At 68.5% G+C, this 16754-nt stretch carries 11 protein-coding genes; 9 read left to right on the forward strand and 2 right to left on the reverse strand.

Features of this window, described 5'->3' with window-relative positions; all coding sequences use genetic code 11:
* The 3 genes from EKE94_RS02065 (at position 1) to EKE94_RS02075 (ending at position 7359) form a co-directional block, all read left to right on the forward strand.
* Positions 1-1332 (forward strand): sigma-54-dependent transcriptional regulator, encoded by a 1332-nt coding sequence (locus EKE94_RS02065; RefSeq protein WP_127904933.1) that lies wholly within the window; start codon positions 1-3, stop codon positions 1330-1332.
* A 185-nt stretch (positions 1333-1517) separates the two neighbouring features.
* Positions 1518-3905, forward strand: a complete 2388-nt coding sequence (locus tag EKE94_RS02070; RefSeq protein WP_127904934.1) for a DEAD/DEAH box helicase — start codon at positions 1518-1520, stop codon at positions 3903-3905.
* 625 nt (positions 3906-4530) lie between these two features.
* Positions 4531-7359 carry a ribonuclease E/G gene (locus EKE94_RS02075; RefSeq protein WP_127904935.1) on the forward strand — a complete coding sequence of 943 codons (2829 nt, stop codon included), beginning with the start codon at positions 4531-4533 and terminating at the stop codon, positions 7357-7359.
* A 43-nt stretch (positions 7360-7402) separates the two neighbouring features.
* Here the strand turns inward: EKE94_RS02075 and EKE94_RS02080 are convergent, their stop codons facing one another.
* Positions 7403-8152: a helix-turn-helix transcriptional regulator gene (locus tag EKE94_RS02080; RefSeq protein WP_127904936.1), complete on the reverse strand. Its 750-nt coding sequence runs from the start codon at positions 8150-8152 to the stop codon at positions 7403-7405.
* 225 nt (positions 8153-8377) lie between these two features.
* Positions 8378-8608, reverse strand: a complete 231-nt coding sequence (locus EKE94_RS02085) for a sulfurtransferase TusA family protein (protein WP_127904937.1) — start codon at positions 8606-8608, stop codon at positions 8378-8380.
* A gap of 93 nt (positions 8609-8701) precedes the next feature.
* On the opposite strand from EKE94_RS02085, the gene EKE94_RS02090 reads away from it, so the two are divergent.
* The 6 genes from EKE94_RS02090 (at position 8702) to EKE94_RS02115 (ending at position 16711) form a co-directional block, all read left to right on the forward strand.
* A complete protein-coding gene (locus tag EKE94_RS02090) occupies positions 8702-9454 on the forward strand; it encodes a cytochrome c biogenesis CcdA family protein (RefSeq protein WP_127904938.1) in 753 nt (250 codons plus the stop codon).
* Between the two features lie 116 nt (positions 9455-9570).
* The gene (locus tag EKE94_RS02095; RefSeq protein ID WP_127904939.1) at positions 9571-10845 is read left to right on the forward strand and encodes a hypothetical protein; all 1275 of its coding nucleotides are present in this window, start codon (positions 9571-9573) and stop codon (positions 10843-10845) included.
* Positions 10842-12185, forward strand: a complete 1344-nt coding sequence (locus tag EKE94_RS02100; RefSeq protein WP_127904940.1) for a cytochrome P450 — start codon at positions 10842-10844, stop codon at positions 12183-12185. Before EKE94_RS02095 ends, EKE94_RS02100 begins: the two co-directional genes overlap by 4 nt.
* 169 nt (positions 12186-12354) lie before the next feature.
* The gene (gene dnaG, locus EKE94_RS02105; protein ID WP_127904941.1) at positions 12355-14298 is read left to right on the forward strand and encodes a DNA primase; all 1944 of its coding nucleotides are present in this window, start codon (positions 12355-12357) and stop codon (positions 14296-14298) included.
* 128 nt (positions 14299-14426) lie between these two features.
* A complete protein-coding gene (rpoD, locus tag EKE94_RS02110; protein ID WP_127904942.1) occupies positions 14427-16427 on the forward strand; it encodes an RNA polymerase sigma factor RpoD in 2001 nt (666 codons plus the stop codon).
* On the forward strand, positions 16424-16711 hold the full coding sequence (locus EKE94_RS02115) for an HlyU family transcriptional regulator (RefSeq protein ID WP_127904943.1): 288 nt from the start codon (positions 16424-16426) through the stop codon (positions 16709-16711). The genes rpoD and EKE94_RS02115 overlap by 4 nt, the downstream gene beginning before the upstream one ends.
* Positions 16712-16754: the final 43 nt, after the last annotated feature.

Here is a 16754-nt window from a genome sequence, read left to right on the forward strand (position 1 = left end):
ATGGCTCAGGCCATGAAGATCGTGATCGTAGATGATGAGCAGGACATGCGGCAGTCGATCAGCCAGTGGCTGGCACTGTCGGGGTTCGAAACCGCCGCCTATGGCTCGGCCGAAGAGGCGCTGACAGTGATCGGTCCCGACTTTCCCGGGATCGTCGTCAGTGACATCAAGATGCCCGGGATGGACGGCATGACCTTTCTCAAACGGGTGATGAGCGTCGATTCCGCGCTGCCCGTGATCATGATCACAGGTCATGGCGACGTGCCGATGGCGGTCGAGGCGATGCGGATCGGCGCCTTCGATTTCCTCGAAAAGCCGTTCAACCCCGACCGGATGACCGAGCTGGCCAAGAAGGCCTGCAACACCCGACGCCTGACGCTGGACAACCGCGCCCTGCGCCGCGAATTGTCCGACGGGACCGGCCTGATGAAGAAGCTCGTCGGCGCCAGCCCGGTGATGGAGCGGCTGCGCGAGGATATCCTCGACCTCGGACAGGCCGAGGGGCATGTCCTGATCGACGGCGAAACCGGCACTGGCAAGACGTTGACAGCGCACGCCCTGCATGCCGTGGGCGCGAAGGCGGGGCGCAAGTTCGTCATCGCCTCCTGCACGGGCCGCGACGAAGAGGCGCTGGCGCGGCGGCTTTTCGGCCCGGTGGAACCGGGCGACGCGCTGCCGCTGATCGAAGAGGCGCGCGGCGGCACGCTGGTGCTGGAAGACATCGATGCGCTGCCTGTCGCGTTGCAGTCGCGGCTGCTCGAATGGATCAACGCGCAGGGCGAGCCGCCCGAGACGCGGATCGTCGCGATCTCGAATTTCAGCCAGGCCGGCCGCACCTGCGAGGATGCGCTGCGTCCCGACCTGTACTACCGGCTCGCGGCGATGAAGATCACCCTGCCGCCGCTGCGCGCGCGGGGCGAGGATATCCTGCAGCTCTTCAACCGCTTCGCCGAACAATATGCCGAGGAGTACGGCACCGACGCGCCCGAGGTCAGCGCGCAGGAGGCGGCACAGCTTCTGCAGGCGCCGTGGCCCGGCAATATCCGACAGCTCGTCAACGTGGCCGAACGCGCGGTGCTGCAAAGCCGCCGCGGCTCGGGCACCATCTCGTCGCTGCTGATGACCGACGCGGATGATGTCGATCCCGGCATGACGACCGAGGGCAAGCCGCTCAAGGAATACGTCGAGGCGTTCGAGAGGATGCTGATCGACAACACGATGCGCCGCCACAAGGGATCGATCGTGGGGGTGATGGAAGAGCTTTGCCTGCCGCGCCGCACCCTGAACGAGAAGATGGCCAAGTACGGGCTGCAGCGGTCGGATTACCTCTGACCGACTGGGCCCTTTGCCATGCCCCGCGTCCCCGGTTCATCGGGGGCGCGACGTGGCGCATGGCTGTCCCCCGGATTTCCCTGGTATACAGCGCCCGCGGTTCGCGGTAGACGACCGTTTTTCACCTGCCGTTTCGGCAGACCGTTCCGCGCATCGGCGCGGACCCCACGCAGATCGGCCTCCTCATGATCCAGACCCTTTCCGATGCGCTCTCCGAGCGCGGCTACGACACGTTGACCCCCGTGCAGGAGGCCGTGACCGACCCCGGCCTTGCCGAGGCCGACCTGCTGGTGTCCGCGCAGACCGGGTCGGGCAAGACCGTGGGCTTCGGCCTTGCCATCGGGCGCACGCTTCTCGGGGATGCCGAGGTCCTGGGCGAGGCCGGCATTCCCCTTGCGCTGATCGTCGCGCCGACGCGCGAACTGGCGTTCCAGGTCAGTCGCGAACTGGGCTGGCTTTATGCCAAGGCGGGGGCGCGCGTCGTTTCCTGCGTGGGCGGCATGGACATGCGCGACGAACGCCGCGCCCTCGACCGTGGTGCGCATATCGTCGTGGGCACGCCGGGGCGGTTGCGCGACCACATCCAGCGCGGATCGCTCGACATGACCGGCCTGCGCGCCGTGGTGCTGGACGAGGCCGACGAGATGCTTGATCTGGGCTTCCGCGAGGATCTCGAGTTCATGCTGGGCGAGGCGCCCGAAGACCGGCGCACGCTGCTGTTTTCGGCCACCGTGCCGCCGATGATCGCGACGCTGGCGCAGAACTACCAACGCGATGCGGTGCGGGTGACCACGCTGTCCGAGCGCAGCCAGCACGCCGACATCGCCTATCAGGCGCTGCGGGTCGCCCAGCAGGATGCCGAGAACGCGATCATCAACGTGCTGCGCTACCACGAGGCGCAGAATGCCATCGTCTTCGCCAATACCCGCGCCACGGTGAACCGGCTAACCGCGCGCTTTGCCAACCGCGGGTTTGCCGTCGTCAGCCTGTCGGGTGAGCTTAGCCAGACCGAACGCAGCCATGCGCTGCAAGCGATGCGCGACGGGCGTGCCCGGGTCTGCGTGGCCACCGACGTGGCGGCGCGCGGGATCGATCTGCCGAACCTCGAACTGGTGATCCACGCCGAGCTGCCGTCGAACGCCGAGGGGCTGCTGCACCGCTCCGGTCGGACGGGCCGGGCAGGGCGCAAGGGCACGTCCGCCCTGATCGTGCCGCCCAAGGCCACCAAGCGGGCCGAGCGTCTGCTGAAGACGGCGCGCGTCACGGCCGAATGGACCACCGCGCCCGGCGCGGACGAGATCCTGCGCCGCGACGAAGAGCGTCTGCTGGCCGATCCCGTGTGGTCTGACGAGATCACCGAGGCCGAGGCCGAGTTCTCCGAACGCCTGGTGGCGCAGCAATCGCCCGAGCGCATTGCCGCGGCCTATCTGCGGCTCTACCGCACCAAGCACTCCGCGCCCGAGGATCTGGGCGCCCCCGACGCGCGGGCCCCGGCGAAGGAGCGCGCGCCCTTCGGTCCCAGCGTCTGGGTCGCGCTGTCGGTCGGCCGCGACCAGCGGGCCGAGCCGCGCTGGATCCTGCCGCTGCTTTGCCGCGCCGGCGGTCTGGACAAGACCGCGATCGGCGCGATCCGCGTGCAGGACACCGAAACCTTCGTCGAGCTGACCGAGGCGAGTGTCGAGCGTTTCCTGACCTCGCTGGGGCCCGGCGGCCAGCTGGAAGAGGGCGTCGCGGTGCGGCGGCTTGACGGTCCTCCCGACACCGAGCGCCCGCCGCGCGCGTCCGGCGGGCCGCGCCCGGACCGCAAGCCTGCCGGTCCGCGACCCGATCGCAAGTTCGACCCTGCCGGTCCCGACCGGTCCGAGGTTTCGCGTCCGGCCGGGGCCGGCGCGGGGGATCGGGGCGACACCGGGGGTCGGGCTGCGCCCGCGCCCCGTGCCGAGAGTGCGGAGACCTCGGACCGTCCGGCCCGTGCCCCGCGCGACAGTCGTCCCCCGCGCGACGCCGAGGCGCCGCGCGAACGGCAGGATCCCGAAGGTGCCGTGACCGCGTGGTCCAAGCCCCGCAAGGGCAAGGACAGCCAAGGCGGCGCCAAGTACGGCGGCGCACCCCGCAAGGAAGGCGGCGGCAAGCCGTCCTTCCGCGACAAGGGCGCGCCCAAGGAGCATCGGCGCGACGGCCCCGGCGGCGCGCCGGGCAAGGGGGGGCGACCTGACCGCGGTCCGCGGGCGGCAGGCGAGACCTCTGACGGCAAGCCGAAATACGGCAAGCCCAGGGCTGGCAAGCCCGCTGCAGGCAACGACGCTCGTCCGGGGCGTGGCGACGGCGCCCCCGCAGGTCGGCGCCCCTCGGGGGCCGCGGCCTCGGACACCTCGAAGCGGTTCGTGCCGCCGCACAAGGCCGGCGCGGTCAAGGGTGCGGGCAAAGGCGCGGGCAAGGGGGCCGCGAAGGCCCCGGGCGGCCGGTCCTTCGGCGGCAAGCCCGACAGCGCGGGTCGTGGCCCCCGGCCGGGCAAGCCCGCGGGCGGCCCCCGCGGGGCGGGCGGCGGCCAGCCGCCGCGGCGCAAGGGCTGAGCCCGGTCGCAGGGCGGGCGCGCCGCCGAGGCGGGCGCCGCCCTGCGGGTGATCGGCCAGGCGGAGGCGGACCGTGCACCGGCAGGAGCCTCCACCTTGCGGCCGCGTCCGAACCGGGGCGGGCAAGATGCCTTGCGTCTTGCGCCGCCCGGGCCGTTCGCTGCCCGACCGCGGCGCTTGCCCGGCCCCGTGGGGCGTTCGGGCGATTTCGGGCTGGGGATAATTCGTCATTGTCACGCAGCCCCAATCCCCCTTATGTAGAGGGGACGTCCTTTGCCGCGCCAAGATGCGCGACGGGGATGCCAAGGTTTTCTGTCAGGTCAGGCCGGAGGCGAGGTGTTCGCCCGGTGGCCCGACAGTCGAATGAACGGTCCTCGGACCGGTGAGATGTCCCTGTGCGCCCTCGTCACAACGATGAGCGCCGGGTCGTGAACGGGCGGCGGGACCTGCAACAGGTCCGCCGTCGGAGCAGAACCGCGATGCAAAGCGCGAGGATTATCGGCGACTGGACCGGGGCCCAAACGGGCCCGGCACGCCGTATGCGCGCTATCGCCCTTGATCGACATGCCGCACGCCGTCCCGCGCCGCCAGGCCCGGACGGCCGTCGTGCATGCAAACGGATAACATGCCCAAGAAAATGCTTATCGACGCCACGCACGCGGAAGAAACCCGCGTTGTCGTGGTCGACGGAAACAAGGTCGAGGAATTCGATTTCGAATCCGAGAACCGCCGGCAGCTGGCCGGCAACATCTACCTTGCCAAGGTAACGCGGGTCGAACCGTCGCTGCAGGCGGCGTTCGTCGACTACGGCGGAAACCGGCACGGCTTTCTCGCCTTCTCGGAAATCCACCCCGACTACTACCAGATCCCCGTCGCCGACCGCGAGGCGCTTCTGGCCGAGGAAGCCGAGCTTGCCGCGCGTGAGGATGACGAGGACGAAAAGCCCAAGCGCCGCACCCGGTCGCGCAGCAAGGCCGCGTCGACCAAGAGCGACGATGCCGTCGCGACCGCACCGGACGCGCAGGATGGCGCGGCCTCGGAGAGCGGCGTCACCCGCGCCTCGGACGACGAAAACGACGAGATGGCGCGCGCCCGTACCGCCGAGGTGATCGCCGGCATCCCCGGCATGGATGTCGTGGACCTTGAGGCCGACGACGACGAGGGCGAGGACCCGGTCGATCGCGACGCCGGCGATGACGAGCGCGGCGAAGACGACGGCAGCAACGATGGGGACCGGTCGGATCGCGGCCGCGACGCGCGGAAATCGGATGGCGAAATCGAATCCGTCGCCACCGAGGACGTGCAGGAGGAAATCCGCCAGCCGCGCCGCCCCCGCGCCCGCAAGTACAAGATCCAGGAAGTGGTGAAGGTCCGCCAGATCCTTCTGGTGCAGGTCGTCAAGGAAGAGCGCGGCAACAAGGGTGCGGCGCTGACCACCTATCTCAGCCTCGCCGGCCGGTACTGCGTGCTTATGCCCAACACCGCGCGCGGCGGTGGCATCAGCCGCAAGATCACCAACGCCGCCGACCGAAAGAAGCTGAAGGAGATCGCGGGCGCCATCGACGTGCCCAAGGGCGCGGGCCTGATCATCCGTACCGCGGGCGCGCAGCGCACCCGGACCGAGATCAAGCGCGACTACGAATACCTGCAGCGCATGTGGGAGCAGATCCGCGAACTGACCCTGCGGTCGATCGCGCCGGCCAAGATCTACGAAGAGGGCGACCTGATCAAACGCTCGATCCGCGACCTCTATAATCGCGAGATCGACGAGGTCTTTGTTGAAGGTCCCGAAGGCTATCGCACGGCCAAGGACTTCATGAAGATGATCATGCCGTCCCACGCCAAGAACGTGAAGCACTACCAGGATCAGCTGCCGCTCTTCGCGCGCTACCAGGTGGAAAGCTACCTGAGCGCGATGTTCAACCCGACGGTTCAGCTGAAATCCGGCGGCTACATCGTCATCGGCGTGACCGAGGCGCTGGTCGCGATCGACGTGAACTCGGGCCGGGCCACCAAGGAAGGCTCGATCGAGGAGACGGCGCTCAAGACCAACCTCGAGGCCGCGGAAGAGGTGGCGCGCCAGCTGCGCCTGCGCGACCTTGCCGGTCTGATCGTGATCGACTTCATCGACATGGAAGAGCGCAAGAACAACGCCGCCGTCGAGAAGCGCTTCAAGGAAAAGCTCAAGACCGACCGCGCTCGCATCCAGGTTGGCCGCATCTCGGGCTTTGGCCTGATGGAGATGTCGCGCCAGCGCCTGCGCCCCGGCATGCTGGAGGCGACGACGCAGCCTTGCCAGCATTGCCATGGCACCGGCCTGATCCGGTCGGACGACAACCTGGCCCTGGGCATCCTGCGCGCCATCGAGGAAGAGGGCGTGCGCGGCCGCTCGCGCGAGGTTCTGGTCAAGGCGCCGGTGGCCATCTCCAACTATCTCATCAACCAGAAGCGTGACCGCGTGGCGCAGGTCGAGGCGCGCTATGGTCTGTCCGTCCGGATCGAGGCCGATCCGCTCCTGATTTCGCCCGACTTCTCGATCGAGAAGTTCAAGACAGCGACCCGCGTGGTCGAGCAGTCGGCGCCGGTCGTGTCGGCCGATGCCTCGCTGATGCGCGAGATCGAGGAAGAGGAAGCCGCGGAAGCCGCCGAAGCGGCGCAGGCTGCCGAAGCCGCTGCCGAAGCCGAGGCGGATGCCCCCGCCCAGGACACCCCCGAGGTGGAGACGCAGGGCGAGGACAGCCCGCAGCCCAAGAAGCGCCGCCGCCGGCGCCGTCGGAAGAAGTCGAACGGTAACGGCACTGGCGAGGACGCGCAGACGTCTGACGAGACTGGAGCCGAGGCGAACGGCGCCCCCACGCCCGGACCGTCCGCGGAAACGGAGAGCCCGGCGCACGCATCCGCCGAAGCGCCGGCCGACCAGGCGGCGGACCAGTCAGCCGAAACCCAGCCCGAGGCTGCGGAGGCGGCCGAGCCCGCGCCGAAGCCGAAGCGCACGCGGCGCCGGTCCTCGAAGAAGGTGGCCGAACCCGCCACGGCCGAGCAATCCGCCGAGATGAGCGAGCCCGTCGCTCTTCCGCCCGAGGCGATGCCGCCGGTGCAAGAGCCCGCGGCGGCGAAGGCCGAGGCCGCGACGGCCAAGGGCCACGAGACCGGGGCCGAGGCCTCGGCGCCGGCCTCGGACGAGCAGCCGGTCGCGGAAGCGCCTGCACCTGCGGCGACACCCGCTCCGGTCCCGGAGAAGGCTCCCGCCGCTCCGACGCGCGCGGCTGCGACACCTGCCCAGCCGGTCGACGCGACCCCGGCCGAGACGCCCGATCCGCAACCCGTCCGCACGCCCGAGGCCGTTCCGGCCGAGGCTGAGACCGCGGCTGAGACCCCCGCGGAGACTCGGGCCGAGCCTTCCGAAGAGGCGCCGAAGCCAAAGAAACGCGGCTGGTGGTCCCTGGGGATCTAAGCCGGGAAGACGGGCCTGACCTGAGATATCCGGTCGAGCGACTTCAGCGGGGCGGGCCTTTGACGGGCCCGCCCCCAGCCGTTTCCAGATAGGCGCGAACCGCGCCGGTCTGGGTATGAACGCCAAGCTTGCGATAGATAGCCTTGGCGTGGCTGGCCACGGTATGCGCCGACACGCAGAGCCGGTGCGCCACCTCGGGGCGGCTCAACCCCTGCGCCAGAAGCTCCAGAACCTGGTGTTCACGACCCGACAGGCGATCCAGCAGGTCCGACGGGCCCGGTCGCGGCGCGGCGGCGCCCATGGTGTCCAACCGCCGCTGCATCAGCATGCAGAAGACGTGCAGCTGCTGCCGGCGCGGCATGACTTCGGACAGGAAGGTGTCGCGATCCATCCCGGTCCCAAGGTTGAAGACCGCCCGATCCCCCGTGATCCGCACCGGCAGGCCGATCCCGCTGCGAAATCCGAAGGTTTCGGCATGGCGGATCATCTGTCTTTCGCCGATGTCGAGATGCGGCAACTCGGCCAGAAACGCGCTGCCCGTGGGCACGGCGCGGTAGCTGTCGGTGCACTTGGTCAGAAGCGGATCGCGCTCCATCGGCTGGGACGCGTAGATCGGGAAATTTGCCCGCCCCGTGACCTGAGCGGAAGCTTCGGGATGCGCGCGGTGGCGGGCAAGATAGGTGAAGAAGGGAAAGCCCTGAGCCGCGACCTGCGTTTCGAAGAGCTGCCAGAGCTCTTCAAGATCCTTGACCTCATCAAGGGCCCGGGCTGCGATACAAAGTTCAGGCGACATGACGGCCCGGATCGGGAACAACACTCAACGTGCACATATTAGTCCGAAGGATGACCTGGCGGAACCCTTTTCCCCCGATCGGGGGATGGTCTTCGACCCGTGGCCCGGATCAGTTGCGACGGCAGGGTGGGTTGCCGGTTCCATTTTCATGACTAATGTCTTGCCGGGGGCATCGTGAGCGCACCCGCGGCGGTCCCACCCTGCACCTCCGCGCCGCCCGCGCGGCTAAGGCCCGCGCCGGATCACGAAGCGATGTGCGGCGTCCACGTCTTCAGTCGCCAAAAGGACATGCCCGGCCTCGCGACAGAAATGCGGCACGTCGATCACGGCGGCGGGGTCGTCGGTCGTCAGGCGCAGGACGGTACCGGGGGACAGGGCCAGCAGACGCTTGCGCGCGCGCAGGACGGGCAGGGGGCAGAGCAGCCCGGTCGCGTCGAGTTCCTCGTCGATATCCATGGCCGCGGCGATAGCGCGCAGGCGAGGGGTTGTCCACGGAATCGTGCGCGGATGCGGGGTGACGGCGGGTGCCGTTGGTTCTAGACAGACCGCATGTTCGGGATCGAGATCATGGATGCGGGGCTGATCCCCGCGATGTTGGTGGCGCTTGCGGCCGGGCTTCTGTCTTTTCTCAGCCCCTGCGTGCTGCCGATCGTGCCGCCATATCTTGCGTATATGAGCGGGATCACCATGCCCGATCTCACCGCCGGAACAGGTCGGCGCGGGCGGGCGACGCTGGCTGCGCTGTTCTTCGTGCTGGGCCTGTCGACGGTGTTCCTGTTCCTTGGCTTCACCGCCTCGGCCTTCGGGGCGTTCTTCCTGCAGAACCAGGTGCTCTTTGCCCGCATCTCGGGCGCGGTGGTGATCGTGTTCGGGTTGCACTTCCTCGGCCTCTTCCGGATCCCGATCCTAGACCGCGAGGCGCGGCTTGATGCGGGTGACCGCGGCGGCTCGGCCTTTGGCGCCTATGTTCTGGGGCTGGCATTCGCCTTCGGCTGGACGCCCTGCATCGGGCCGCAGCTGGGCGCGATCCTGTCGCTCGCCGCGTCCGAGGCCAACGTCGCCCGGGGGACCACGCTGCTGGCGGTCTACGCGGCCGGGCTGGGCATCCCGTTCCTTCTGGCGGCGATCTTCATTCAGCGTGCAGTGGGCGTGATGGCCCGGGTAAAACCTTACCTGGGGCTCATAGAAAAGGCGATGGGCGCGCTTCTGATCCTCGTCGGCCTTGCGCTGGTGACAGGCGCCTTCTCGGCCTTTTCGTTCTGGCTGCTCGAGACGTTCCCCGGGCTTGCGATGCTGGGCTGACGGCCATGATCGCGGCGCGATGACACCGCGATATCGCCGGACTTCGACCGCCATTTCCCGCTAGCCTGCCAGCCGACGGCAGGGCAAGGTGCCCCCCGCAGGCAAGAGGAGAGGCGATGACCGAGGCCCGGCAGGTCGCGCGGCGGCGGGTGTTCTACATTCCTGGCTACGACCCGATCCATCCCCGCCGGTACCGCGAGCTTTACCGCAAGGAGGGCGCGGCACAGGCGGCGATATCCGGCTATGATCTGGCGCTGCGCCCCCGCAAGGGCCCGCGTTACGGCTGGAGCGTCACCGCCACGATCGAAGGCGCGCGGACCGAGACCGAGGTCGAGGTGCTGGTCTGGTCAGACATCGTGCGCCAGTCGATGAAGACGGGCATAGCCGCGACCTACCTGCAGCTGCTGCGCACCGCCTGGGTCTACCTGCGGTCGGGCGCACTGCGGCGGCTGATGTGGCTGCGCAAGGGGCCGATCATCGCCGCGCTCTATCCGGTGGGCATGCTGCTGATCCAGCTCGCCCTGGCCTGCGGCCTTGGATGGATGGTCCATGTGGCGCTGGTTTGGGGGGGGCAGACCTTGCTGTTCCCTGTCCTCAATCCCAGCTCCGACGTCTGGCGGGGCGCCGTGGTGGCGTGTCTGATCCTCTCTGTCCTGTCGGGGGTGGCGGCGGCGATCGGGCTGCTGCGGTGGTTCCGCGCCAAGGACGGCCGGTTCTTCGCCTACTACCTGATGCACGACTACGCCTATTCCGCCCAGTCCCGCGGCGCCAATCCCCCAGCGCTCGAGACGCGGATGTCTGGGTTCGCCGATGCCATTGCCGCCGCGCTCAACTCGGACGCGGACGAGGTGTTGGTCGTGGGCCATTCCTCGGGCGCGCATCTGGCGGTGTCGGTGCTGGCGGATCTGATCCGCGCAGGTCGGGTGCCCGAGGGCGGACCGGCGCTGGCGTTTCTGTCGCTGGGGCAGGTGATACCGATGGTCAGCTTCCTGCCGGAAGCATACCGTCTGCGCGCCGATCTGCGCTATCTCTCGCAAAGGTCCGAGGTTGCGTGGCTCGACGTCACCGCCCCGGGCGACGGCTGCGCCTTCGCGCTCTGCGACCCGGTTGCCGTCTCGGGCGTCGCGCCTGCAGGGCAGCGCGGTCCGCTGGTGATCTCGGCCGCCTTCACCCAGACGCTGTTGCCCGAAACCTGGGCCCGGCTGCGCTGGCGGTTCTTCCGGCTGCATTTCCAGTATCTCTGCGCCTTCGACAGGCCCGGCGACTACGACTATTTCCGGATCACAGCGGGCCCGGCGACTCTGGCCGCACGCTTTGCCGGGCGCGCGCCCTCGGCCTCGCGGATCACCATCGCGGCCTCGCCCCATGTCTCGACGGGCACCGGGGCATGAGGCCGCCGAAACCGCCCGCGCGCGAGGGGCGCGTTTCGCTCCTGCGTTACATGCGGCTGTTCCGGCGCGACATCCTTTCGGCCCAGCCCGCGAAGCTCTATCGCGCCTGGATGGCCGAGTTTCGCACGCCGTTCTTCCGCTCGTTCCTCGTCAACGACCCGACGCTCCTGCGCCGCGTGTTGCAGGAACGTCCGATGGCATTCCCGAAGTCGGCCCGCGTGGGCGAGGGACTGCGCCCGCTTCTGGGCAACTCGGTCTTCCTGACCAATGGCGAGACCTGGGCGCGGCAGCGGCGCATCATCGATCCGGCTTTCGAGGGCGGGCGCCTGCGCGACACCTTTCCGGCGATGCTGGCGGCGGGACAGGCGGCCGCCGCCCGCCTGCGCCCCGGCGAGACCGAGATCGAGTCCCAGTCCAGCCATGCCGCCGCCGACGTGATCTTCCGCACGCTCTTCTCGATCCCGATCGAGGATCAGGTCGCGGCCCGGGTCTTTACCGAGTTCCGGGATTACCAGCGCGAACAGCCTATCTTGAACATCGCCGCCTTCGTGCCGCTGCCCCGCTGGGTGCCGCGGGGGTTCTCCCGCCGCACCCGCGCCACCGCGCGCCGCATCCGCCGCCTGATCACCGATCTGACCGAGGCACGCGGCGCCGAGATCGCCCGCGGCACCGCCCCCGACGATCTGGCCACCAAGATCATGACCACGGCCGACCCCGAAACCGGCGCAACTTTCGACACCGACGACATGGTCGATCAGGTCGCTATCTTCTTCCTCGCGGGGCACGAAACCTCCGCCTCGGCCCTGGCCTGGACGCTCTACCTGCTGGCCACGCACCCCGGGGCCCAGGTCCGCGCGGCCGAAGAGGCCCGCGCCTTCATGGCCGATCCGCAGTTTTCGACCCTGAAACGCCTGCGCTTCACCAGGGACGTGTTCCGCGAGGCGCTGCGCCTCTACCCCCCCGTGCCGATGATGGTGCGCGAGGCCGGCGCCACCGACAGCTTCCGCGGCCGGGCGGTTCCGAAGGGGGCGCAGATCGTGCTCAGCCCGTGGCACCTGCATCGCCACGAACGGCTCTGGCCGGCGCCCGACGACTTCGACCCCGACCGCTTCGCCACCGACACCGGCCGCGCTTGCCTGCGCGAGGCTTACATGCCGTTCTCCTCCGGCCCCCGCGTCTGCCCCGGCGCGGGTTTCGCCATGGCCGAAGGCCCGATCCTCCTGGCCTGCCTTCTGAACCGCTGGCACCTCGCGCCCACCGATCAGGTGCCGGTGCCGGTGGCCCACCTGACCGTCCGCGCCCGCGACGGCATCCGCCTCGACCTCTCCCCCCGGGCCTGACGCCCGGACCTGACCCACGGGCCATCAACACGCCGTCCCCCGGCTTCTTCTCTTCGAAAATACTCCCGCCGGAGGCACCGCGGGCCCGGAACGGGACCGCCACGACTGACGTCGCGCCGCACAGCGCGTCCGCTAGACTTCGCCCGCCACCGGCCCGATATTAGACCCCATGAGTCTCCCCCCCGGTTTCCTTGATGAGCTTCGCAGCCGCACCAGCCTCGCGCAGGTCGTGGGCCGAAAGGTCACGTGGGATCCGCGGAAGTCGAACCGGGGCAAGGGCGATTTCTGGGCGCCGTGCCCGTTCCACAACGAAAAGACGGCCAGCTTCCACGTCGACGACAAGAAGGGCTTTTACTACTGCTTCGGTTGCCAGGCGAAGGGTGACGCCATCGGCTTCGTGACCGAAACCGAAAACGTCAGCTTCATGGAGGCGATCGAGATCCTGGCCCGCGAGGCCGGCATGCAGATCCCGGCCCGCGACCCGCAGGCGCAGCGCAAGGCCGACCGCCGCACCCAGCTGGCGCAGGTGATGGAGGAGGCGGTGAAGTGGTTCCGCCTGCAACTGCGCACGGGCCAGGCGGCCGAGGCGCGCAGCTACCTGGCCGGGCGCGGCCTGGCCGAAGACGCGCAGGACCGGTGGGAGCTGGGTTTTGCCCCGCCGCGCGGTGGGCTGTTCGCGGCGCTGACGGCCAAGGGCCACGCCGCCGACCTGCTGATCGACGCCGGCCTCGCGGCGAAGTCCGACCGCGGCGGCAGCCCCTATGACCGGTTCCGCAACCGCATCATCTTTCCCATTCGCGACGCGCGCGGCACGCCCATCGCCTTCGGCGGCCGCGCGATGGACCCCAACGACCGCGCCAAGTACCTCAATTCGCCCGAGACCGAGCTTTTCGACAAGGGCCGCAGCCTCTACAACCACGGCCCCGCGCGCACCGCGGCGGGCAAGGCGGGTCAGCTGATCGTCGCCGAAGGCTACATGGACGTCATCGCGCTGAGCGAGGCGGGATTTGCCGCGACGGTCGCACCGCTCGGCACCGCGGTCACCGAAAGCCAACTGCAGCTGCTCTGGCGCATTCACGATGAACCCGTGATCGCGCTCGACGGCGACGCGGCGGGGCTGCGGGCGGCGATGCGGGTCATCGACCTTGCCCTGCCTCTGCTCGAGGCCGGACGCAGCCTGCGCTTCGCGGTCATGCCCGAGGGGCAGGACCCAGACGACCTGATCCGCGCAGGCGGCGCGGGGGCGATGCAGAAGGTGCTGGACACCGCCCTGCCGATGGTGCGCCTTTTGTGGCAGCGCGAAACCGAGGGCCGGGTCTTCGACAGCCCGGAACGGCGCGCCGCGCTGGACCGCGATCTGCGCGTCGCCCTGCAGAAGATCCAGGACCGGTCGCTGCGCCGCCATTACGCCGACGAGATCGGGCGTTTGCGGCGCGAACTTTTCAACCCGCCGCGTCCCGGCCGCGCCCGCACGCCCTGGCAGCCGCGGGGCAAGTTCGCCCCGCCGCAGGGGCCCGAGGCTGCGACCCGAACGAGCCTGCTGGCCAGCGGGCAGGGCGGGATCGAGGAGTCGCTGCGCGAGGCGGTGATCCTGGCCGGCCTGCTGACGCGCCCGGGCCTCCTGATGCGGTTTGAGGGCGATCTTGAGCGGCTGGAGCTGTCCAGCCCCGACCACGCGCGCATCCGCGATGCGCTTTTGCGCCACGCGACATTGTCGGGGGACGAGATTCGGGCGGCCGTCGCGGCCGCCGTGGGGATGGAAGCCCTTGAAAACCTCTTCGCGCCGCGCCATGTGGTGATCGCCCCCGCGGTCCGGCGCGAGAACGGCGACGACATCGCCGCCGCTTGCCTGGCCGAAGAGATGGGCAAGCTTGCCGCCCACCGGGCACAGAAGCGGGAGCTTGAGGAGCTTGGCGAATGGGGCGATGCCGCCGATGAAGAACTCACATGGCGTCTCGGTCAGGCCGCCGAGGCCCGCCATCGCGCCGAACGGGGCCATACCGAGGACCGCGCCGAATACGAAACCGGCCCCAACGGCGCCCATATCCGCCGCGAAGAACGGGACGCGCTTGACGCCCTGCTGGCGCGCATCAGGTCCGGCGAGACAGGCTAGATTGCCCACCATCGTGCAGGATGGTGATGAACTGGTAAAGAATAACAGGGTAAACGGAGTGCGAATCGTCGATTCGCAAAGTATGATTCGGAAATCGCCCGCGATTCGCCCTCATGGAAGGAGACACCATGGCCGCTAAGGACACCGACGATCGCAAGCCCGAGGATCAGGACGGCGAGGTCATGCTCGACATGAGCCAGGCCGCGGTGAAGAAGATGATCGCCGAGGCCCGCGAGAAGGGGTACATCACTTACGGCCAGCTGAACCAGGTGCTCCCGCCCGAACAGGTGAGCTCGGAGCAGATCGAGGACGTGATGTCGATGTTGTCCGAGATGGGCATCAACGTCATCGACGACGAAGAGGCCGAGGACGACGATCAGAAGTCGACCGAGGTGGTCGAGACTTCGAATAGCCGCGAAGTTGCCGTCTCCAGCTCCGAGCAGGAAAAGCTCGACAGGACCGACGACCCCGTGCGGATGTACCTGCGCGAGATGGGGAGCGTCGAACTGCTCAGCCGCGAGGGCGAGATCGCGATCGCCAAGCGGATCGAGGCCGGGCGCAACACGATGATCGCGGGGCTGTGCGAAAGCCCTCTGACCTTCCAGGCGATCACCATCTGGCGCGACGAGCTTCTGTCCGAAGACATCCTCTTGCGGGACGTGATCGATCTTGAAACCACCTTCGGCCGGCACATGGGCGAAGAGGGCGACGAGGACGTCGCCCCCGTCGTGGCCGACCTGAAGATGGAGAACGTCAAGCCGCAGGCGCAGAAGCCCGCGGGCAACGAGCCCGAGCTCGATGCCGACGGCAACCCGATCCAGAAGGCCGAGGACGACGACGAGGACGAAGAGCAGGCCAACATGTCGCTGGCCGCGATGGAGGCCGCGCTGAAGCCGCGCGTGCTGGAAACGCTCGAGGTCATCGCCCACGATTATTCGCTGCTGGCCGAGATGCAGGACCTGCGGATGTCGGCCACCCTGAACGAGGATGGATCGTTCAGCGAGGCGAACGAGGCCGAGTACCAGAAGCTGCGGTCGGAAATCGTTCTGCTGGTCAACGAACTGCACCTGCACAACAACCGTATCGAGGCGCTGATCGACCAGCTTTACGGCATCAACCGCCGGATCATGTCGATCGACAGCGCCATGGTGAAGCTGGCCGACCAGGCCCGCATCAACCGCCGCGAGTTCGTCGAGGCCTACCGTGGCTACGAACTTGATCCGGCGTGGCTGGACCGTGTGGCCCAGAAGCCCGGGCGCGGTTGGCAGGCGCTGATCGAACGCAGCCAGGGCAAGATCGAGGAACACCGCGCCGAGATGGCGCAGGTCGGCCAGTATGTCGGCGTCGACATCACCGAATTCCGCCGCATCGTGCAGCAGGTGCAGAAGGGCGAGAAAGAGGCCCGTGCCGCCAAGAAGGAGATGGTCGAAGCGAACCTCCGCCTCGTCATCTCGATCGCCAAGAAATACACGAACCGCGGGTTGCAGTTCCTCGACCTGATCCAGGAAGGCAACATCGGCCTGATGAAGGCCGTGGACAAGTTCGAGTATCGCCGCGGCTACAAGTTCTCGACCTATGCGACGTGGTGGATCCGGCAGGCGATCACCCGGTCCATCGCGGACCAGGCGCGCACGATCCGCATCCCCGTGCACATGATCGAGACGATCAACAAGCTGGTGCGTACCGGTCGCCAGATGCTGCACGAGATCGGCCGCGAGCCCACGCCCGAGGAGCTGGCCGAGAAGCTGCAGATGCCGCTCGAGAAGGTTCGCAAGGTGATGAAGATCGCCAAGGAACCGATCAGCCTCGAGACGCCGATCGGCGACGAGGAAGACAGCCAGCTGGGCGATTTCATCGAGGACAAGAACGCCGTCCTGCCGCTGGATTCGGCGATCCAGGAAAACCTCAAGGAAACGACGACGCGGGTCCTGGCCAGCCTGACCCCGCGGGAAGAGCGGGTTCTGCGGATGCGCTTCGGCATCGGGATGAACACAGACCACACGCTTGAGGAAGTCGGCCAGCAGTTCTCGGTCACCCGGGAACGGATCCGGCAGATCGAGGCGAAGGCCCTGCGCAAGCTCAAGCATCCGAGCCGCAGCCGCAAACTGCGGAGTTTCCTGGACCAATGAGCCTTCTGTCCCGTCTCTTCGGGCGCGGCGATGCCGCGTCCCAGGCTCCGGAATCCGAGCATGAGCCCCAGGATTACAAGGGCTTCGCGATCCGTCCCGAGCCGATCAAGGAAGGCAACCACTACCGGGTCGCCGCCCGCATCGAAAAGACCGTCGACGGTACGGCGCGGACGCATTCCCTGATCCGCGCCGATACCCTGTCGGACCGCGATGCCGCCATTGATGCTTCGGTTTCAAAGGCGAAGCAGGTGATCGACGAACAGGGCGACCGGCTTTTCGGCTAGACGCCCAATCTGCGGCGCGTGGGCTTTCCGGTGGTGGGCCCGT

Source organism: Mesobaculum littorinae (assembly GCF_004011175.1).
Lineage (GTDB): Bacteria > Pseudomonadota > Alphaproteobacteria > Rhodobacterales > Rhodobacteraceae > Tranquillimonas > Tranquillimonas littorinae.

What these genes read in the sequence shown, in the direction of transcription:
- EKE94_RS02085 (WP_127904937.1), bottom strand. Translation starts at nt 8,608, where the DNA reads ATGGATATCGACGAGGAACTCGACGCGACCGGGCTGCTCTGCCCCCTG.
- EKE94_RS02090 (WP_127904938.1), top strand. Translation starts at nt 8,702, where the DNA reads ATGTTCGGGATCGAGATCATGGATGCGGGGCTGATCCCCGCGATGTTG.
- EKE94_RS02100 (WP_127904940.1), top strand. Translation starts at nt 10,842, where the DNA reads ATGAGGCCGCCGAAACCGCCCGCGCGCGAGGGGCGCGTTTCGCTCCTG.
- dnaG (WP_127904941.1), top strand. Translation starts at nt 12,355, where the DNA reads ATGAGTCTCCCCCCCGGTTTCCTTGATGAGCTTCGCAGCCGCACCAGC.
- EKE94_RS02075 (WP_127904935.1), top strand. Translation starts at nt 4,531, where the DNA reads ATGCCCAAGAAAATGCTTATCGACGCCACGCACGCGGAAGAAACCCGC.
- EKE94_RS02115 (WP_127904943.1), top strand. Translation starts at nt 16,424, where the DNA reads ATGAGCCTTCTGTCCCGTCTCTTCGGGCGCGGCGATGCCGCGTCCCAG.
- EKE94_RS02080 (WP_127904936.1), bottom strand. Translation starts at nt 8,152, where the DNA reads ATGTCGCCTGAACTTTGTATCGCAGCCCGGGCCCTTGATGAGGTCAAG.
- rpoD (WP_127904942.1), top strand. Translation starts at nt 14,427, where the DNA reads ATGGCCGCTAAGGACACCGACGATCGCAAGCCCGAGGATCAGGACGGC.
- EKE94_RS02070 (WP_127904934.1), top strand. Translation starts at nt 1,518, where the DNA reads ATGATCCAGACCCTTTCCGATGCGCTCTCCGAGCGCGGCTACGACACG.
- EKE94_RS02065 (WP_127904933.1), top strand. Translation starts at nt 1, where the DNA reads ATGGCTCAGGCCATGAAGATCGTGATCGTAGATGATGAGCAGGACATG.
- EKE94_RS02095 (WP_127904939.1), top strand. Translation starts at nt 9,571, where the DNA reads ATGACCGAGGCCCGGCAGGTCGCGCGGCGGCGGGTGTTCTACATTCCT.